Origin of the sequence: Lentihominibacter sp. (genome assembly GCF_046951855.1) — a bacterium.
GTDB classification, from domain to species: Bacteria; Bacillota; Clostridia; order Peptostreptococcales; family Anaerovoracaceae; genus Lentihominibacter; species Lentihominibacter hominis.
In genome coordinates, this window is the sequence record NZ_JBKTXS010000028.1 from 1 (window position 1) to 20,976 (window position 20,976).

Genomic DNA, 20,976 nt, shown 5'->3' on the forward strand with positions numbered 1-20,976 from the left:
AGCTTCAGGATCCATATTATCAAGGGTTCGCAGCACAAGTATCATTTTTTCTGCTGCTTTCTATCGTTCCTATATTTCTGTTGATGACACAGCTTCTGGGATTGTTTGATATTTCAGTGGAAAGTGCGCTGAAACTTATAGAAGCTTATACAGGTAAAGAAATGTCGGGAATGCTGCGGCAGCTGTTTGAATTCAAGTCCGCCGGATTCAGTTCTGTTATTTTTGCTGCAATTGCACTCTGGGCAGGATCGAGAGCCTCCTTTGCCATCATGAGGATAACGAATTATACGCTTACGGGAGGACGGAGTACCGGAAGAAATTATTTTGTAGAGAGATTCCGTGCAATCAAGACGATAATAATAACGATATTTACCATAGTTTTTTCACTTATAATATTGGCTTACGGCAAGCTGATACTGGAACTGGCGTTGTCTGTGCTGGGACTGGATTCTCAGACATATGCAGACAACATCTGGATGTGGCTCAGATGGGTGCTGGGCTTTGTACTGTATTTTCTCATGGTCAGTTATAATTATTACCTTCTGCCCACGGAAAGGGTACAGTTTCGCAAAATGCTTCCGGGCAGCCTTTTTGCTTCGGTAGGTATGTTGCTGGTAACTTTGTGTTATTCCAGATATGCAAACTCACTTGCGGATTATGACTTGCTGTATGGGGCATTATCATCGGTAGTAGCAATACTTTTTTGGTTTTATCTGCTGTCGTGGGTGCTGTGTCTCGGAGTTTTGTGTATAAAGGTATGGGATGATACGAAGGAAAAAGAGCAGGTAAGTAAAAGAACTCCTGTGAATCTGTAGGTGCAGTATAAAGGAGCCAGATGTGATTGAACAGATAACATTGAAAGAATTGAAGATAGGAAAAACAGCTACAGTAATATCCGTAGGAGGAGAAGGGGCTCTCAGGCAGCATTTTCTTGACATGGGGCTTATTCCGGGTGTAAAGGTGACAATGGTAAAGCATGCGCCTATGGGTGATCCTATAGAATTGAGACTGCATGGTTATGAGCTTACTTTGAGAAAAGATGATGCGGCGAAGATAACAGTTCATCATGTGACAGATACTGATGGAACCGGAAAACATGCAAATTATGAAAGGGCTGTAGCTCATCCTGGTCTGGGAGAGGGAGGGAAATATCATGTTAAAGCAGATGAAGACCCTGTTCCGGAAGGCGAAACCCTGACATTTGCTCTTGCCGGAAATCAGAATTGCGGTAAAACAACACTTTTTAATCAGCTCACGGGAGCGAATCAGCATGTGGGAAATTTTCCGGGAGTGACTGTAGACAGAAAAGACGGAGTCATAAAGAATCATGATGATACCATGGTGACTGATCTTCCGGGTATATATTCCATGTCTCCATACAGCAGTGAGGAGTTGGTGACAAGACATTTTGTTCTTGATGATGATCCCAAAGGGATAATAAATATTGTGGATGCTACTAATATAGAGAGGAATATGTATCTCACAATGCAGCTCATGGAGCTTGACATTCCTATGGTCCTTGCTCTCAATATGATGGATGAGGTAAAAGACAACGGCGGATCTGTAAGAGTCAATGAAATGGAGCAAATACTGGGAATACCGGTGGTTCCCATTTCTGCAGCTAAAGCGGAGGGGATAAATGAACTGGTGGATCATGCTGTCCATGTTGCCAGGTATCAGGAACGTCCGGGAAGAATGGATTTCTGCAGTTCTGAAGAAAAGGGAGGAGCTGTACATAGATGTCTTCATGCTATAATGCATCTTATAGAAGATCATGCTGCAAAAGCAGGCTTGCCGGTAAGATTTGCTGCAAGTAAGCTGGCAGAGGGCGATGATATTATATTAGAGAGGCTGGGGCTGAGCCTGAATGAACGTGAAATGCTTGAACATATAATTATACAGATGGAAGAGGAATGCGGCTTGGATCGAGCCGCTGCCATTGCCGATATGAGGTTTAGTTTTATAGAAAAAGTTTGCGCTGCTACTGTAATAAAACCTGAAAAAAGCAAAGAACGATCCAGAAGTCATAAACTGGATAAGGTGTTCACGGGAAAATTTACGGCACTTCCGGCTTTCATAGGTATAATGGCTGTTATTTTCTGGCTGACGTTTAATGTAATAGGTTCGTTTCTATCCAACTGGCTGGATAAAGGAATAGGAGCTGTAACAGAACTGGTTGATAAAGCGTTGACTGCGCTTGATGTAAACAGTGTAATACATTCTCTTGTAATAGATGGTATCTTTAACGGAGTAGGCAGTGTACTCAGTTTCCTCCCGGTGATAGTGACGCTGTTTTTCTTTCTGTCATTGCTTGAAGACAGCGGATATATGGCCCGGGTCGCTTTTGTTATGGATAAGCTTTTGAGGAAGATAGGACTTTCGGGGCGGAGTATTGTTCCTATGCTTATAGGGTTTGGATGTACGGTTCCGGCAGTTATGGCAAGCAGAACGCTTCCTTCCGAAAGAGACAGGAAGATGACTATATTGCTCACACCGTTTATGAGCTGTTCGGCAAAGCTTCCTATATATGCGTTTTTTACCGCAGCGTTTTTTCCGGGTCATGGCGCGTTGGTAATGATAGGATTATACATAACAGGGATAGTAATAGGGATTTTGGTGTCGCTTCTGCTTAAAGGCACGGCCTTTAAGGGTGAGCCGGTTCCTTTCGTTATGGAATTGCCTAATTACAGGATGCCGGGAGCCAGGAATGTTACTTTTCTTTTATGGGAGAAAGCTAAGGATTTTATGCAGAGGGCGTTTACTGTTATATTTCTGGCTACCATAGCTATATGGTTCCTTCAGACTTTTGATGTACATATGAACGTGGTGATTGACTCAAAGGAGAGTATGCTGGCTGCCATATCGGGAGTGATAGCTCCGGTGTTTATTCCGCTCGGATTTGGAGACTGGAGAATATCTACAGCCCTGATGACAGGATTTATGGCAAAGGAAAGTGTAGTGTCTACTCTTTCTGTACTGTTTGGCTCTACAGGGGCTCTGGTAGGTGCTATAAGTCCGCTTACAGCGTTATCGCTTCTTGTATTTTGTCTTTTATACACCCCTTGTGTTGCTGCGGTGGCGTCAGTAAAACGAGAACTGGGAGGAAAATGGGCTATAGGGGTAGTAGCAGGACAGTGCACTGTAGCATGGCTGGCTGCTTTCATAGTTAAAATGATAGGCATGTTGATAGGTTATTAGATAAAAAGGTAGCAAAGTATTTTAACTTTGCTACCTTAATTTTTAAGAGAAACGGAGAGCCGGTTTTAGTTTTATCTGAGGATTCTTACTCTTATGATTCCTTCTCCTGTAATAGCTGACTCATCCACATCGCCGGTAGTTTCAGCGAGTGTATAGGCATATTCTCCTTTTACCTTATTTATTACATCACCGTCGCAGATTGCAGCAACTTTTTCGAGTACACCTGCATCAGCTTTTGAGATGATTGATATCCTCGTACCTTTTTTTGGTCCGAGTGTGCATGCAGGCATGTTTACAGAGTTTACGATATTGCCATTCTCAAGGTAATCCATCACCTGATCTACCGCCATAACAGCACAATTATCTTCTGCTTCGGCAGAAGATGCTCCCAGATGAGGAAGCGCCAGAATTCCTTTTTTTCCTATGACTGTATCATTAGGGAAATCAGTAATGTATTTTTTTACTTTGCCGCTGTCTATGGCTGACAGAAGATCACTGTCATTAACCAGTTTGTCTCTGGCAAAGTTGAGGAAGACGACTCCGTCTTTCATCTGTGCAAAAGCTTCTGCGTTTATCATTGCCTTGGTGCTGTCCATTACAGGAACGTGTATGGTTATGTAGTCACATTGAGGATACAGATCTTTTAGGGAGTCTGCAATATCGATGGTATTGGAAAGCGAGTGAGCGGCCTTTACTGAAAGGAATGGGTCATGGCCGATAACGTTCATGCCAAGACTTTCCGCAGCATTGGCTACCAGCACACCGATAGCTCCCAGCCCTATAACTCCTAAGGTCTTTCCTTTGATTTCAGTTCCTGCGAACTGGCCTTTGCCTTTTTCTACGGCTTTGCCAACATCTTCAGTGCCTATCAGTGTTTTAGCCCATTCGAATCCTTCGGTGATATTTCTTGCAGCCAGAAACATTCCTGCCAGACATAATTCTTTTACAGCGTTGGCATTTGCTCCCGGAGCATTGAATACCACTATTCCTTGCTGGGCACATTTATCGAGGGGGATGTTGTTCACGCCTGCTCCTGCTCTTCCTACAGCCATGAGATCAGCCGGAAGATCCATATCGTGCATGTTATAGCTTCTGAGTATGATACTGTTTGCTTCCTGAACATTTTCTGTTATTGTGTATTCATCAGTCAGACGAGCAAGTCCGGCCGGTGATATTTTGTTTAGAGTGCTAATTTTATACATTTTTTTACCTCTCATTTAACTAACTAATCATAATTATTATATCACTTTAAAGCGATTGGGTAAAGTCCCAGAATGTAATACACTGAACACCAAACGGAGGAAGCGTTACTTCTAAAGGCTTCCCGCAGGGAAATAGGCTAAGTTTCTGAAGATGTACATCAGGAGCAGAGGCTTCGTTTAAAAGTGAAATCATTTTTTTGTCAAGTTCGGATGGATATCCCAGTCTTTGCCACTGAGAAAAGGCATCGAGATCTATTTGAAGCCGCTGTATTTTCACAAAAACATTTAACGGAACAGAAATTTTTTTCATGCCGTTCATATCGAAGATATATTTTCTTTCAGGCGCGGAATGTGCAGCTGTTTCGACTGTTTTTAAAATTTGCGGAGATAAAAGCTGCTCTTTGGAAAGAAGTGCAAGGATATCTTTCGGCATGTTATAAAGAAGGAATGTTATTTTTTCTTTTGAAGCTGCTGAAAAGCAGCCATTTATATGATGTAAAGATTCTGTGCCCAATGATTCCAAAAATTCATTCAGATAGAAAGACGCCTTTTTTATTCCTTCGGAAGTCATATTTCCGGGAAAGGTGCCGAAAACTGATGAGATATTTGTATCCGGTTTAAAAAATTGCGGAAATTTTCTTTTAAAGTCTATCATATTGTTTTCCATACAGCCAAGCATGACGGCAGCAAAATATGGTGAATCGTAAAGCAGGCTGTTGTTTGGAAAATTTATGTGCTTTGCATTAGGAATATTGTTTTTTTCTGTTATTTGAGTATGACATATCAGTTCGCCGAACGGAATGCGAAGTATCTGGCATCTCTTTTCCTGAAGATCAGAGCTGTTTTTCGCTGTATAGTGTGACAGTGCTTCAAGAGCCTCTGTTATATCGTATATTGAAGTAGGTGACAAATATGAGATATCTTTATAACGTATGGTAGCTGCCTGATACTTTTTTCTGTAAGCAGTAGGTGTCATGTGGAACAGACTTTTAAAATGCTGGCTGAAGTATCTGTAGGAAGAAAACCCAAGTTCAAATACGATCTGGTTTATAGGCATATCGGTACCAAGAAGATATATTTCGGCTTTTTCTATTCTGATATGCTGCAGAAGATCAGAAAATGTAAGACCTATTCCCGATTTCACCAGGTGGGATATATGGTACCTATTGACAAATGTCAGATCTGCTACATCCTGAAGCTGTATTTTCTGAGGGAAATGCTCATAGAAATAAAACAGGATGGTTTTTAGTCTGTCAGCCTGCAATGCGTTGTCTCTCAGAGTGTTTTCTTTATGATCGCTCAGCAGGAAATATTCCGAGGTAAAGTGAAGCTCAAAATAATTCAAGAGGGATCGAAGCAGTATCTTTTCGTATTCGACTCTGTCTTTTTCTGCTTTTAACGGAAATATAAGAGGGTCTTCTTTTGTTTCTGGGACAGCCGACAGATGGAGAGTGAATATTTTTTTGATGGTGTTGACTATTTTAGAAAAATCCTCGCTGGCAGCGTCTTCGTAAAGATTATAGGCGGACACAAAGATTGTACCTTCTGTGCATGGGTCGTAAAACTTTGTGTTTATTTCGAGAATACACGTTTTGTTGGTGTCATCGGATGCGTACAGGGCATGAAGCTCAAAGGGATTTATTATGGTGAATTCGCCTTCGTGAAGCAGGTAGTCGGAAACCCCAACCTTTACAGACAGTGTCCCTTCCACAACGTAAATAAGCTCCATATGAAGATGGGAATGTATAGGATATTCCTCAATGGAGATAAAGGAGAAGGCTGATATGCAGTCATCTGAAAAGGGGAACTTTTTCATAAGCGGCTGTATGAGCTGGACGTTGATGTTATTGCTTGCAGACAAATTAACAACTCCTTTTAAGAAGATTAGTGCTTTGAGTGTCAGCGGTCTTTTGATATGTATAAGTATAACATAAAATAAGCCTTTTTAATAAAAATAAAACTGAATTAACTGAAAATTACCAATATACTGCATAATGATTACCAAGAAAGAACCTACTTTACGTTTGTCCTTTTGTGTAGAATTTAAAAAAACAAAGGAGGTTCGAACGATGAACAAAACAAACAAACTGTCCAATAAAACTATTTTTGGATATGCATTTGGATCATTAGCGGACGCTGCATCTTACAATTTTATAGTCATGTACATGCTGTATTTTCTTACTGCGATTATAGGTTTGAGCGCAGGTAAGGCAGGAATCATCATTTCTATTTCTACCATTGCATCAGCAGTATACGGACTATGTATTGGTCCTATGAGTGACAATACAAGAAGCAGATACGGAAGAAGAAGACCGTATCTTGTGATGGGCGCTGTCTTGCTTTTGATAGGCATGATTTTGCTTTTCAGACCATTCGGATTCGGAGAGAGCGGCGCATTCGTATTTTATCTGGCAATGCTGCTGGTAGTATGGATAGGCTACGGATCGTTTCTCACACCATATAATGCTTTGGGGCCTGAACTCACTTCAGATTACGATGAAAGAACTAAGCTCAGAACTCCTGCGGGAATCTTTAACTGCATAGGTAACATCATAGGAATATCACTGCCTCTTACAGCAGTAGCATTTTTCGCAAAGAGAGGAGCTACAGAGGGAGAAGCGTGGAGCTACTTCGCTATTATTCTGGCAGCAGCTTGCGCAATAGCTATTCTCATCACATGGAAGTCAACTAAAGGAAAAGAACTTCCTATGGAAATTCTCATGCAGGAAGAAAAGGAAAGAAACCCTGTTAAGACTTATTGGCAGATCCTTAAACTAAAACCTTTCAGATGGATAATAGGGTTCGTGGCAATGTTTGCCATAGGTTACATCGTATTCCAGTCGGGACTCATATACTACATACTGTTCTATGCAGGCATGAGCGAGGCCCAGATGTCTCAGGCAATGTTTATCAACATATTTGTGGCGATGATAACGACACTTGTGATATCGGCGCTGGCAATGAGGATAAATAAGAAGAAGGCTTTTACAATATGCTTCCTCTTAAGCGCAGCGGGAATGATCGTATTGTATTTTGTTGGGGTGACATCCTTCCCTATGCTGCTTGTTCTTTTAGCAATATTCGGTATCGGCAACAGCTCATACTGGCTTCTCATCTATCCTCTCATATATGACCTCAGCGAGGTTTATGAGTATAAGTACGGAAAGCGAAAAGAAGGTTCACTGCTTTCAATGCTTGCATTTGTGTTTACTCTGGCGACTGCTCTGGGCACTCAGGTTCTTACTATAACCATGACTATGGTTGGATATGATCCGGCTCTTCCTGTACAGAGTGAAGGAACAGTGACGGGAATAGCCAATATAGTTTTCGGAATACCTATCGCAACATTTATATTAGGGGCGCTTTGCTGTATGGCTTATCCGCTTTCAAAGAAGGCCTATGAGAGGCTGATAGTACAACTCGATAAGAAGAGAGCAGGGGAAGAGACTGACAATACAGGGCTTGAAAGAATTTTATAGCAAGGCTGAAAGGAGGATAACTTGATATGGCTAAAAGCAGTTATACCGGCGGGCAAGTACTTACCGATGTCACGCCCGGTCTTAAGAAAAAGGTATTCTCATTAGGCGCAATGACGTTTTTAATCTATTGCGCCTGCGCCGGCGGCGCCTTTGGCATTGAGACTATGATATCATCGGCAGGTCCGGGGCTTACACTGATACTTCTGGTATTAATCCCTCTCATGTGGGCAATGCCTATAGGCTTATATTGTTCGGAGCTCACTAATCTGGCGCCTGTTGAATCAGGGCCCTATGTATGGGCAAAGATGGCTTTCGGAGAATTTTGGGGCTTTTCTTTCGGATTTTGGATGTCGATGGCAGCTTATCTGACAGGGTCGGCATACGTGGTACTGGCAATGGATTACATAGGTTTGTTTGTCTCTATGTCGCCTGCTATGATCTTTATCATAAAAGCAGCCATAATAATACTGTTTACGATTGTCAATCTCAGAGGTCTGCAGGAGGTGAGCATACTGAGCACTATATTCAGTGTTATCATACTTATTGCTTTTGCTGCAGTGGCTTTTGTAGGTATGGCAAACTGGCAGTACAATCCTATGGATCCTGTTATACCCCAGGGAGAAGGCGTAATGTCAAGCTGGGGAACAGGTATAGCTGTGGGAGTATGGATGTACTGTGGCTACGTTACCATATCATTCCTTGGAGGAGAGATAGAAAATCCTAAAGTAATATCAAAGGGGATGAAGCTGGGTATCGTTATAATAGCATTAAGCTATATACTTCCTACATTGGGCGGAATAGTGTCCACCGGACCTTGGACTGAGTGGGGAATAACCATAGATTATTCATCAGTGCTTTATCAGCATATAGGACCTTGGGCCGGAGCCGCATTCATGATAGTGGCGGTAATCGCGCAGTTTGCTATTTTTAATGCATCAATAGCCACGGCATCCAGATCATTTATGGTTTTGGGACAGGATAACCTCTGTCCTAAATTCCTTTCCAAGGTTTCTCCTAAGAGAAAGGTGCCTGTATGGCCGATACTGATATTGGCGGCCGTAAATCTGATACTGGTAAACTTTAACTTTGAGATATTGGTCACAATACTGTCACCCATTTTATTCGTAACATATGTAGGATTGAGTTTCGCTTATGTTAAGATAAGAAAAGATTACCCTGTTGAGAAACGAGGAGATTTGTACTATGTTAAGAATAAGCTGGCTCCTGTGTACATATGCGGAGGTCCGCTGGTAATAGGAATAATCAGTTTTCTGGTAAATGGCACAGAGTATTTCCTGTTAGGATTCATCGCAATAATAGCTGCGGTGGTTTGCTATCCTATATTCAAATGGATATACGGAGGACTTAATAAGAACGATCCTGACGGAAGCCCGATTAATCCGAAGACAAAGCTTGCTAAAGGGGATATAGGCAGATTCGGCATATTCTTCCTGATGTTTGGAGCTATAGCATTTCTGGGTTCCTTCTTCTTAGCTTGGTATGAAGGAGATTGGGGACCTGCATATTATCTTGATATGTATGGTTCCGGCATAATGAGCGATTTCTGGCAGATGATTCAGATCGCAAGATGGGGCGGAGTAGTAATGCTGATTCTGGGAGTCTCACTGTTTGCAGCAGGAAAGAAATGGGATCCGGCGCATAAAGAGGATTGATAATCAAGGATAAAAAAAGGCTTATGGGTTGCCTTTGAAAAATCTAAATAATTTATATGAGGGGAATAAAATGACTAAAAAAATTTACGGTAACGGAAAAATCTATACAGTGGATAAACAGTGTCCGTGGGCGGAAGCTTTCTGCGTCGAAGGTGATAAGATATCAGCTGTGGGAACGGAAACGGAGGTACGTGAAAAGGCGGGACCGGATGCAGAGTACATAGATCTTGGCGGTAATATGGTGCTTCCGGGATTCATAGATTCTCATATACACGCTCTACAGGGAGCTGAGGAGCTGCTGTTTAAGGTGAATCTTGCGGAAGCTCAATCAAAGGAAGACTGCATTGAGACTATAAAAGACTTTTACAGCAAGCATCCTGATACGGATTTTATAGAAGGCGTAGGATGGATAAATACGTATTTTGACGATCTGGGGCCGAGAAAAGAATGGCTTGATGAGATAACGACTGACATACCTATAGTCCTCGATTCAGGAGATCATCATTCCATATGGGCAAATTCAAAAGCTATAAAGACAGCCGGAGTAACGAAAGATACGCTCATAGACGGAGGTGTGGTGGAACTGGATCCTGATACAGGTGAGCTGGCGGGGACATTCAGGGAAAACGCTCAGGTGCCTTTTCATGCTATAAAGCCTATATATTCAGTTGAAAAAATCAAGGAAGCTGTGGTATTTCTGGAAGATCTGATGGGAAGTCTCGGCATAACCATGGTACATGATCCTATGGTGGAACTTAATTCCAATGATCTAAAGTGCTATAAAGAGATGGATAGTAAAGGAGAACTGAGAATAAAGATCCGAGGTTCACTTATGACCAGACCTGAGTCAATAGATGGGATACGTGACGAATATATTAAAGAACGAGAAAGATGTAATAAAGATGGCCATTTTCAGGTTAAGAGCGTCAAAATGCTGCTGGACGGTGTGATAGAGGGCGCTACGGCATATCTTAAAGAGCCGTATGCTCACAGGCCTGATTATATAGGTGAACCTATCTGGACAGATAAACAGCTTAGGGAGCATTTTAAATGGGCGGAGGCAAACGGATTTCAGACTCACAGTCACGTCATCGGAGATGCTGCAGTGGCTCAGATGCTGGATGCTCTTGAATATTCCGAGAGGGAAAACGGAAGGCCTAATATCAGACCTGTAGGTGCTCATATGCAGATAGTGGATAAGGCTGACTACGGCAGGCTGAAAAAGCAGAAAGTAATAGCCTCTGCAAATCCATATTGGTTTGCTAAGGAAAAAGGTTATTTCTACGGTCTTGAAGCGCCATATCTTGGCATGGAGCGTGCGGAACACGAGTACCCTATGAGAAGTCTTAAGGATGAAGCGGGAGTATTGTTGGCCTCAGGAAGTGATTTTCCTGTGACATTCCCTCCTGCGCCGCTTACGGCTATACAGATGGGCGTTACAAGATGTGATTTCAGGGATGATTGGTCAGATCCCGACAGTGTTCTTAACAAAGATGAAGCAGTAACAGTTGAAGAGATGATACGCAGCTTTACCATAAATGCGGCTTATGCAGATTTTGCCGAGGATATTACTGGCTCTATAACACCGGGGAAATATGCAGATTTTGTAGTGCTGGGCAAAGATATATTTCAGGTTGCCGCTGATGAAATCTACAAGATACCTATAGTGATGACGGTTTCGGAAGGGAAAGTGATTTACGATGGGTCCGCTGATTGAGCCGGGTAAGGGATTCAGAGATCTTAAGGCAGACTGGAAGTGCAGCAGCCGTTCTATTTTCGCAGCGCTGACTTCTCTGGTGTTTGTCTTGTCGGGAGCCATACCTATGCTGGCCTCTGTGGCAAACAGTGCAGGACTGACTTCCCGGCAGGCAGCCTCTTTCGTAATGTGCAGCATGGCAGTGGGAGGAATAATTTCTATTATTGCCAGTCTGTATTACAGAACTCCTTTTTACTTTGCTGCGTCACTTACCGCTATAGTTGTTCTGGCGCCTATGTTTGAGGAATTCTCCATAGCAGAAATGGTGGGAGGTTTCATAATAGCGGGAGTTGCCTTATTCGCCATAGGAGCAACAGGACTTATGGGGTGGATGGGGGAGCATCTTCCTCTTCCCGTAGTGCTGGGAATGGTGGCGGGAGTGTTTATGAGCTATGGTCTGGATATAGTCTCTTCAATAATAAAAGACCCTTTATCAGGCTGCATAATAGCCGGGACATTCGTGGTTTTTCCGCTTATAACCAAGAAAGTACCTCCTCATATCATTGCTTTGACGGCAGGGATAGTCTGCGCTGTATTCATACATGGCAGCAGCTTCAGCGGGGGTTTTGATGATGGAGCTGTGGGGCTGTCATATCCCTATATAGTGATGCCCGATTTTTCGGGAAACGTGGCACTGACAGTATCGCTGCCTCTTGTTATAATGGCATTGGCAGATGTATTTAAAGGGTATGGAGTCCTCAAGTCTAACGGATATGATATGCCTCTTAATACAGTGACTACTCTCAGCGGGATAGGCTCGGTTTTAGCTGCATTCGGCATCGGGCATACAATATCTCTGGCAGGTCCTGTCATAGCTATACTGGCAGGAAAGGATGCAGGAGAAAAAAAGACACGCTTTGTAGGCGCAGTGATTTACTGCTGTGCAGTTATGATAGTCTGCGTTCTCTCGGGAATATTGATACCTGTTATCATGCAGCTTCCCGAGACAGTGATAGACCTTATATGCGGTCTTGCCATGACAGGGCTTCTTGTCAGCTCTCTTCAGGGAGCTTTCGGAGCAGGCAAATTTCATATGGGTGCATTAGCTGCCTTTCTCATAGGATTGTCTAAGGTGACGCTCTTTGGCATAGGGGCGCCTGTGTGGGCTGTTGTTTTCGGACTGATCGTATCGCTGTGCATGGAACGTGAGCAGTGGGGCAAAGAAATTCAACGGTAACAGAAAAAATTTGAAGATCATTGGCAAGTGATTATGGTGTCAATGATCTTTTTATTTGAAATCATGTTATAATCAATCCGTTACAGGAGGGAAAAATATGGAATTATTACAGGCAATGAGAGAAAGGCATTCGGTAAGAGCATATACAGATAAACCAATAGAAGGTAAGGTAAAAGAGGATCTGCTGTCCTTTGTTGAAAAATGCAATAAACAAAGCGGACTTCATATGCAGGTGATTCTCAATGAGCCGGAGGCATTTAACAGCTTGATGGCTCATTACGGAAAGTTTTCAGGAGTCAATAACTATATAGCATTGATAGGTGATAATGGTCCGGATCTGGATGAGAAGTGCGGCTATTGGGGAGAGAAAATCGCGCTGTATGTTCAAACTCTGGGAATGAATACATGTTGGGTCGCAATGACATATAGCAAAAGAAAAGCTCATTTCACAATAGAGGCCGGAGAAAAGCTGTGTCTTGTAATCGCTGTAGGATATGGCTTGACTCAGGGAGTTCCTCATAAGTCAAAACCGAGAGCACGTGTAATGAAAACCGGAAAGATTACACCTCAGTGGTTTGTAAAGGGAGTTGATGCAGCGTTGCTGGCTCCTACAGCTATGAATCAACAGAAATTCAGATTTTCGTTGGAGGAAAATACTGTGACGGCAAAGGCAGGAATAGGTTTTTACAGTAAAGTGGATCTTGGAATAGCTAAGTACCATTTTGAACTCGGGGCAGGCAGAGAAAATTTCAAATGGAAGTGATTTTATCTTTAATCCGTAAAGTAATTTTTTACACTATATTTTACCACTAAAAAATCACCCATGAAGGTGCTTTTAAATGTAAATGGTAAGTATCCCGGTAAATACCTTTCAATATCGATGCAGACAAGTGCATCTGGCAATGGAAAAAGAGCTGAAAGAAGACAAGATAGATAACACATCACTGATACTTGAAGAAAAACTTTAGGGGCATCATCTGAGCCATTCTTTGCCAAGGTGGATCTGAAGCCCGTACATAACAGATCATGTGGCATAAACATCAGGTTCAACGATACGATTGTGAACATTGCTCCCGATGCATCTGACAGGCATGTCCGTATATGGTGCTTTAGGGCATTGCAAATGTTAAGTGAATACAGATTTGATGAAATATATAGCTTGTGGACATACTGATCTTTACAAACGTTTTGAAGCAGGTAATTTTAAAATGAACAGTTTAAAAGTCTGATGCAAGGCTTCGCTATCGATCCTGGGATAAGGAAAATAAAGACGCCGGGGAGCATGCTTTAAATATTGAAATTTCAACGAAAAACAGGCTGGTTTTATTTGAAAAAAGCTTTTTCTGTTCCTGCTTTTATGGTACAATTTGGGTGTGAAAACAGATAAGCTTACCAGAAAACAACTGAATGATCTGGATAAAGATATACTGACTAACCTGCTTCTTGATATGTAAAAGCAGATGGCAAAACAGGCAGCAGTTATCGAAAAGCTCACAGAACATATCGCACTAATAAATCCGAAAAACTATGGCAGGAAGAGTGAAAAGATAGATGTTGATGCAGACCAGCTTGATATGCTCATAGAAAACAATATGGTGACATGATGAATGTTAATATAACTAATCTATGAAAAAAATGTTTGGCTATATCAGCCAGGTCGTGTAGTTCAATAGGAGAATAAAATTATGGCAGGAGCTTCAGTAATCGTAACGAATTTTTCATATATTTTGATCATAATAGTGTGTACTTCAATGGCAACATTGTATATTCGCAGAGTTGTTAATAAAGGAGAGCCGATATACAAGGCAGTATCGTCCCTTACGGGAGCTATGCTGTTATATGCCGTTTTTGAAATGTTTGCTGCATCGATGTATTTGACCTTTTTATCAGACGAGGGAAGGTTTTGGCTTGTCACAGCTTCCGATCTGGCGTTTTTCGCTATCATCGTTTCATGGGTTGAAATGCTCATATTTTTATCAGGAAACCCGTATACTATAAAACCTAAAGGTATTATAGTATATACTGTTATATATGCTGTTATCGTAGATACCTTTGCGTTTATAAGCGGCCGTATAGCTGTGGTACAGTATTCATTTATTCTGGACAATATGATCCTGATATGTAATATGATCTTTGATATTACATATTTTATCATAGGTCTTGTATTTTTCAAGTATGCATTGACCGCGATGCGGGAAGAAAAGCATCGCGGGATAATGATGAGTTTCAGTTTGGTACTGTCGATTTATATGTTATATATCATATATTGGGATATATGTTCAGGAACCGTTGACAGAGAGAATTATTTAAAATATCAGGATTTTGATTTTATATTTATAATATATATTCTGGTAGGCCTCTTTATCATACTTATGGCAAGCAGAAATACGGGTCATGTATTAGGCTTTGATATTTCTAAAACGATAGCATTGGAGCAGACAGAGGAAACAGACTGGGAAGAGATATCAAATAAGTACAAATTGACAATGAGGGAGATAGAAGTTGCACAGCTTGTCAGCCTCGGCATCAGCAATCCCGATATAGGGAATAGACTTTTTATAAGTGAAAGTACGGTAAAGCATCATCTCGGAAGTATATATAAAAAAATGGATATCAAAGGACGGTTTGAATTGATAAATATATTAAAATCATAAAATACAAAGGGGAAAATGCGAATATTAGACCATTGTGCTATATACAAGCAGGATGCTTTTTTTTAGACTTATGTAAAAACATAGGTCTATTTATTTTTGCAGAATGCAAAGGAAGGAGAAAACATGAATTTGAAAAAAATATTGGGCATAGGTTTGTCATCGGTTTTGATCACGACCATGCTATTCGGTTGCGGAGCATCCGGAACCAACGAGAGCGAAAATGCGGAAAAGGCAACGGAAAAATATGCGGAATACATGCCTGAGACAGAAGAGATTTTCAGTTATGTTGAAGGATTGGCTAATCTCGATGGAACAAGACAGTCAGGCGCTCCGGGCGGCATAGCAGCACAGAACTATATCATGGATAGATTCAATGAATACGGACTGGAGGATGTTCACGTGATTCCGACGGAAACAGACCTTTGGACATGCGATGACTGGTCGCTTTCGGTGCAGGGACAGGAAATCGATTCCTATAGGATGTATATGAGCCTATTTGATGGCAAATACACGGAGGACGGAGAACTTAAAAAGGATGTAGACGGGAAGGTATCAAAGGACAAAGGTGTATATGGAACTTTCAGTACATCTGACGAGGGTAATGTAGAGGATGCGGAGCTGTTGTATGTAAAGAATGTAAATGCTTTTAAAAAATTAAACCCTGATGATGTAAAGGGAAAAATGGTCGTTTCCAATATAGCATCGCTTTACAGTGAACCTTTAGAATATTATTATGCTCAGTCGATGGGAGCGGTAGGCTTTGTCGGCATACTCAGCGAATATTTTGACAGCAATAAATATAATCCAGAAGATATGTCATATGTAAACGGTAGTTTTGAAATACCGGGATATTATGTTACTAAAAAAGATGGAGATACTATCAAATCTCTGATTAAAGATGCCAAAGATTCGGGCGAAGCTGCTGATGCTCATTTTGAAATGACTGTCGATGCAGAAAGGACTGACAAGGCAGGTGCAGTAGTCGGTATACTGCCTGGAAGCGAAGATGGCGACGGGAAGATGATAATGATGAACTCCCATTATGACGCTACTACGCCGGAAGGAGCGACACAGGATGCTTCAGGCTGCTCCATGGTGCTTTCAATGGCGAAATTCTATTCGCAGATACCACAGGAGGACAGGGCCCGCGGAATACTGTTTGTACTTAACGATACACATTCAAGTGATTATGACGCTCATGATAATGTAGCAAAAGAATATCTCGGCGGTGAGTGGGTAGACGAAGAGGCTTGCGTCATACCCGGCTTAAAGGATACAGATGTATTGGCAGATATATGTGTAGAACATATATCCGAGGAAGCCACTATAGAAAACAATGAACTTGTGATGACAGGCAATGTTTCACAGAGAGTGGCTTATGTAGCTAACGCGCCGGCCATGGTAGAGATAGTGGAAGATGAAACTGCAAATCTCCAGGATGAAGAAAATACTGGAACCACAGAAGTTCAGCTTATCGGTAAAGATGACGCTATCGTTACAGATGCGGATCTGTTTTGGTGTGATGGTTATGGTATCCCTGTAGTAAGTCTTATAAGCGCACAGCCATATATGTATGACGACTGTGACACACTTGAGAAGCTTCCCCAGAGAGCTCTTAAACCAGTAGCAGAGTCACTTGCGAATATCATCTGGCGTTTCATGAGTCTTGATGAAGCGGATTTCGAATATGAATAAAAACAGTAAGGAGAGTCTCTTGTATCGATATGCAAGTCATATGTAAACAAAGGAAGGAACACGATGGAGAAATCGAAAGATTCTAAACTGATTTATTAAAACATTGATGATAAAAATTTTTAGACACAGATAATGCCGTTTCTATATTTCACTACCGATATCAGCTTTCTCTGTGAAGCTAATAAGGCAGTTCTGTTTCGTAAGTTTGATTCAGAACGAAAAATGGCTCCAAATGTAGACAAGAGGACTTAAAAGGCTTTTTCCTTTTTAAGTCCTCTATTAAATCATGGTGGTTGTGGTTGTTCTGTTTCGTAAAAGGCTTGTCCTATGGTGTCTCAGCTTCGCCTTTTTCCTTTATTTTGCTATCAATATATACTCTCATATATCTTCTTACCGTCTTTAAGAACGGTGCTGATATTCGGATTTGTTTCACGTAATTCTTTTTCTTGTATTTCTGAAAGAGTATACTTATAGTTACCATATTTATCTAAGCAAAAAACGGTATGTTCTAATTCTTCATCTTTGTTCTTTCCGCTCCACCTTATTTGGATATTTTCTTCGTTCTCTTCTGTATAATAATCTAAAACTGCATTGTGAAAATGAAGAACAAAATCAAAATAACCCGGCATTGACTGATTGGGCAATGTGTAATAAGTATCCTCATCAATTACCTTTTTATAGTGCCCCAATTGCTTATCAAAGCGAAATTCATTCATTTCTACGCCATTTTCAAATTTTTCTTCTAAAGATTCCTTTGTATTATTCCAAATGATTCCCCAGCCTATTGCACTCAAAATCAATATTGTCATAATACAAAACAGAATTAAAAGTGTATTTTTTTTAAACCTTTTACTAAAGGTTATCTGCATATTCAATTTCTTAGTCATCTTCTTGTCCTCCTTTAGCATAACATCTAGGGAGATATTGAATTGATCACTCATAGCTATAAGTGTTTCTAAATCCGGATAATTCTTTTCTTTCTCCCAATTTGATACCGTTTGTCTTGTAACATGAAAAATCTGGGCAAATTCTTCTTGAGTCATTTTCTTTGCTTTTCGTATATCAGAAATTGTTTGTCCTAGGCTCATGCCTCGTATCCTCCTTTCGGTTTCTATTATGTCTTTAATCCTTTCAGATGGCTAGCAAGTTTAAATTGCATTGAATACTGTACTTCGCAAGTGATATTTACATACTGATTTTTTTCTTATTCTATTATAATCCAGCGCTTTTTAAATCGTAATAATTTCAGATTTTTTGATTTCGTTTTTTATTATAATCATTCTTTCTTTGGGATTCAATTATTTCTAAACGTGAGTAAAACTTTCTTTGATTTTCCAATGTGTCTAACATTTTTTGTTGATAGGCTATCCGTCTATATTCAGTATTTTGCTTTTTAGAGCGCTTTATAAAAAATTTGAAAATTCTTAATAAAAAATATATAATATAACACGAAAGTTTACATTTATTTTAAAATTGGATTCAGTATATCGGTGAGGTAGCTTCATGAAGATTGGATCATTTGCCAAAGAGTTTAATACGACTCCGGCAAACGTAAGATATTATATAGACTTAGGGTTATTAATCCCTGACAGAAACGGCAGTCAGTATGATTTTGATGAAAAGTGCAGGGATGATATGCTTTTTATCAAAAAAATGAAAGGCTTTGGTTTTTGTCTGAAAGAAGTCAACACGCTTTTGTCCATAAAACGTATGACTAAGTTTAAGGACCATGAGACAAACAATACATTTATGGATATGCTGGAGGAAAAGAAAGGGCAGATCAGAAGTCACATATCTGAGCTTGAACAGAAAGTCAGTATGATAGATCAGTCTATTATGGAGGTAAGCAATATAAGAAACAGCAATAAGCGTACAGGAGTATCGCTGTCGTTTCTTGACCTCTTGGCCTGTCCTGACTGTGGAAGATCTCTTTCTTTTAATAATGCCAACATAGAAAAGAATCAGATAATCTCGGGCACTTTGCAGTGTTCATGCGGTTATTCGGCTGTAATCGAGGACGGAATTCTTGTATTGAGTGAAAGCCCCGAACTTAATATACCTGAAAGTTCTTTGGATACTCTTATAAAAGATCTGAGCACAGAGTTCATCAATTTGCAGATAAAAGCGTATCATTGGCTTACAGGGAGAACAGCTTTCAAGCAGATAAAGGATAAGGTGTTTATAACTACAGATAGATTCGCATGTGGATTTCTCTTTGAAAATGCCAGATTCCTTTCAAAAGAAAACAGATATATAGTCGTGTACAGTTCGAGAAGTATGCTGATGCACATGAAAAACAGGATAGATGAGCTTGATCAGGAGCCTAATATTCTTTACATACTGGATGACAGTATGAAGCTGCCTATAAAAGAAGACAGTATAGATATATTCATAGATGATTTTTCGTCAAGCAATTTTCTGTTTTTTCATAAAGCATACCCTATAGAGAAGCTTTACAAGTATATGAAGGTCAGATCTCTTATTTTCGGGACTATGTTTTTTTACAAAAAATCCTCGAGAACTATAAAAAATATCAAGTCCGAATATCCTCATTCGGATATAGGCAGGATAAGCAGCATGTTGGAATATAAACGGATAATAGGGAATATGGGATACGAAATGGTAGAGAGCAAAGGACCGGAGCTTATGCGCGATCCGGGAGGAGGAGATGAGTTTCCGTTTCATGAGAAAGGTGATGAGATAATCTGTTATAATTATATAGCTAAATCGGGTGAATATGTTTTCTGAAAAAGAGAGGCTGCGGCAATAAAATGGCTGCAGCCTCTTTCTTATCTGAAATAAATTGTTTTCACGGTTCACACCATAGTTACCTGTTTTTTAAAGTTTTTAATATTTTCATAAAAAAGCAAAGTCGACTTTACTTTTTTGTGAAAATTTTTTTATTTTGGGGGTTGCAGATAAGTGAGCTTTTTAGATTATTCTTAATATACAGAAAATTTAAAAATGTTTTCGACAAATTAATTAACAAGGAGGTATTAATTATGAAACCGGCTGATTACATCAAAGAACCCCAAAAGTTCCATGAGACTTATACCAAGGAAGAAATGATGGAATATGCTTTACAGAAAAAAGCAGAGGGCAAGACCGTTAAGACAACATTTACCGTATCTGAGATCAGAGGCGTATGTCCTCTTTATAAGGAAGGTGACGTAGCTCTTGTAATAACTACAGCGGGAACTAATGATGAGATACGTATGGAAGACTGTCCGTGTGTATGTTACGGTCTTTTGGACAATCTGCATTTCAGACAGGGATGGGTACATATGAAGAGAGAACAGTTGGATCACCTTCAGGCGATAACAGGCGAAAGTAAAACTTACTGTACTCATGCAGGGCCGCCGTATACACCTTGCGGAGGCGTTATATTCAGTATTACCAGAGATGATGAGTGGGAAGATTAAGGAGGTATGAAATGGCTGTCAAATATTATGAAAAAACATTTGAAGATATCAAACTGCAGTATCCGCCGGAAGAAGTTATAAAGAAGGCAAGACCAAGTGAAAAGTCGCTGGGAAATGATGTTCTGGTAACAGTGGAAAGAGTGGAAGGAGCGTGCTCGGCTCATCAGATCGAGGGAATGTCATGGCTCTATAAGGGTATTATGCCGGAGACTAATGAACATGTATGTACATATTCAGAATATGAATATTGGCCGTATGTGTCAGGTATGAGTCAGGGAGTTACAGCACAGGAAATGGGGATAGCCTGTGATGGAGAAGACGGGTTCGTATCCTGCGGAGCATGGGGGTGCCCTTCATGTGAGGCAAAGATTGTTTACAGACTGCATCCTATCCCTTATGAGGAATCAATGGTAGATGAGATATATGAGTATTTGGGAAGAGGAGGACATAACTGTATCCCTAAATTCTTCAGAGAAAAATATTCTCCTGAATGGGCTATCCAGTCCAGAGAAGATCTCATGAGAGAATGGGACGAAGCCGGAAGACCGCTGTTTTGGGATAAGTGGAGAGATGAAAACAAACTCTACTGGCATCAAAAAGGAACTGTGGAAGCTGGAATTCCTGACGCTAAGGCAATAAGAGACATAATGGGAAGACCTACTCGGTTGTCTGACTTTTAAATATGAAAAGTAGACTTTTGCCGCTGAAAGGATGGTCGTA

At 40.6% G+C, this 20,976-nt stretch carries 17 protein-coding genes; 14 read left to right on the top strand and 3 right to left on the bottom strand.

Going from position 1 to position 20,976, the window contains the following annotated elements:
* The coding region (locus ACLR96_RS07825) for a YihY/virulence factor BrkB family protein (protein ID WP_412265558.1) at positions 1-815 on the top strand (815 nt) is incomplete at its 5' end.
* 34 nt (positions 816-849) lie between these two features.
* Positions 850-3,198, top strand: a complete 2,349-nt coding sequence (gene feoB, locus ACLR96_RS07830) for a ferrous iron transport protein B (RefSeq protein WP_177269338.1) — start codon at positions 850-852, stop codon at positions 3,196-3,198.
* Between the two features lie 71 nt (positions 3,199-3,269).
* Here the strand turns inward: feoB and ACLR96_RS07835 are convergent, their stop codons facing one another.
* Positions 3,270-4,400, bottom strand: coding sequence for a 3-phosphoglycerate dehydrogenase (locus ACLR96_RS07835; protein ID WP_177268342.1), 1,131 nt, complete (start codon positions 4,398-4,400; stop codon positions 3,270-3,272).
* Between the two features lie 46 nt (positions 4,401-4,446).
* On the bottom strand, positions 4,447-6,261 hold the full coding sequence (locus tag ACLR96_RS07840) for a helix-turn-helix domain-containing protein (protein WP_177268344.1): 1,815 nt from the start codon (positions 6,259-6,261) through the stop codon (positions 4,447-4,449).
* Positions 6,262-6,469: 208 nt separating this feature from the next.
* Between ACLR96_RS07840 and ACLR96_RS07845 the strand changes: the two genes are divergently transcribed.
* The 9 genes from ACLR96_RS07845 to ACLR96_RS07885 all read left to right on the top strand — a co-directional run bounded on the left by ACLR96_RS07845 (position 6,470) and on the right by ACLR96_RS07885 (position 16,834).
* A complete protein-coding gene (locus ACLR96_RS07845) occupies positions 6,470-7,879 on the top strand; it encodes a glycoside-pentoside-hexuronide (GPH):cation symporter (protein WP_177268346.1) in 1,410 nt (469 codons plus the stop codon).
* 26 nt (positions 7,880-7,905) lie between these two features.
* Positions 7,906-9,552, top strand: coding sequence for an APC family permease (locus ACLR96_RS07850; RefSeq protein ID WP_177268348.1), 1,647 nt, complete (start codon positions 7,906-7,908; stop codon positions 9,550-9,552).
* Positions 9,553-9,622: 70 nt separating this feature from the next.
* Positions 9,623-11,269, top strand: coding sequence for an amidohydrolase family protein (locus tag ACLR96_RS07855; protein ID WP_177268350.1), 1,647 nt, complete (start codon positions 9,623-9,625; stop codon positions 11,267-11,269).
* On the top strand, positions 11,253-12,485 hold the full coding sequence (locus tag ACLR96_RS07860) for a benzoate/H(+) symporter BenE family transporter (RefSeq protein ID WP_177268352.1): 1,233 nt from the start codon (positions 11,253-11,255) through the stop codon (positions 12,483-12,485). Before ACLR96_RS07855 ends, ACLR96_RS07860 begins: the two co-directional genes overlap by 17 nt.
* A gap of 97 nt (positions 12,486-12,582) precedes the next feature.
* Entirely contained in the window at positions 12,583-13,248 is a 666-nt protein-coding gene (locus ACLR96_RS07865) for a nitroreductase family protein (RefSeq protein ID WP_177268354.1), read from the top strand.
* An 82-nt stretch (positions 13,249-13,330) separates the two neighbouring features.
* Complete coding sequence (locus ACLR96_RS07870) at positions 13,331-13,453, top strand: hypothetical protein (protein ID WP_412265560.1); 123 nt, start codon at positions 13,331-13,333, stop codon at positions 13,451-13,453.
* A 492-nt stretch (positions 13,454-13,945) separates the two neighbouring features.
* A complete protein-coding gene (locus ACLR96_RS07875) occupies positions 13,946-14,089 on the top strand; it encodes a hypothetical protein (protein ID WP_177268356.1) in 144 nt (47 codons plus the stop codon).
* Between the two features lie 81 nt (positions 14,090-14,170).
* Positions 14,171-15,139 carry a LuxR C-terminal-related transcriptional regulator gene (locus tag ACLR96_RS07880; RefSeq protein ID WP_177268358.1) on the top strand — a complete coding sequence of 323 codons (969 nt, stop codon included), beginning with the start codon at positions 14,171-14,173 and terminating at the stop codon, positions 15,137-15,139.
* Between the two features lie 123 nt (positions 15,140-15,262).
* The gene (locus ACLR96_RS07885) at positions 15,263-16,834 is read left to right on the top strand and encodes a M28 family peptidase (RefSeq protein ID WP_177268360.1); all 1,572 of its coding nucleotides are present in this window, start codon (positions 15,263-15,265) and stop codon (positions 16,832-16,834) included.
* 365 nt (positions 16,835-17,199) lie between these two features.
* On the opposite strand, the gene ACLR96_RS07890 is transcribed toward ACLR96_RS07885, so the two are convergent.
* A complete protein-coding gene (locus tag ACLR96_RS07890; RefSeq protein ID WP_412265561.1) occupies positions 17,200-17,922 on the bottom strand; it encodes a helix-turn-helix domain-containing protein in 723 nt (240 codons plus the stop codon).
* A gap of 415 nt (positions 17,923-18,337) precedes the next feature.
* On the opposite strand from ACLR96_RS07890, the gene ACLR96_RS07895 reads away from it, so the two are divergent.
* From ACLR96_RS07895 to ACLR96_RS07905, 3 genes are all read left to right on the top strand, one after another.
* Complete coding sequence (locus ACLR96_RS07895) at positions 18,338-19,582, top strand: MerR family transcriptional regulator (RefSeq protein WP_187524880.1); 1,245 nt, start codon at positions 18,338-18,340, stop codon at positions 19,580-19,582.
* 254 nt (positions 19,583-19,836) lie between these two features.
* Positions 19,837-20,256: a hypothetical protein gene (locus tag ACLR96_RS07900; protein ID WP_177269617.1), complete on the top strand. Its 420-nt coding sequence runs from the start codon at positions 19,837-19,839 to the stop codon at positions 20,254-20,256.
* 11 nt (positions 20,257-20,267) lie between these two features.
* Positions 20,268-20,936: a hypothetical protein gene (locus tag ACLR96_RS07905; protein WP_177269615.1), complete on the top strand. Its 669-nt coding sequence runs from the start codon at positions 20,268-20,270 to the stop codon at positions 20,934-20,936.
* The last annotated feature ends 40 nt before the right edge of the window (positions 20,937-20,976 follow it).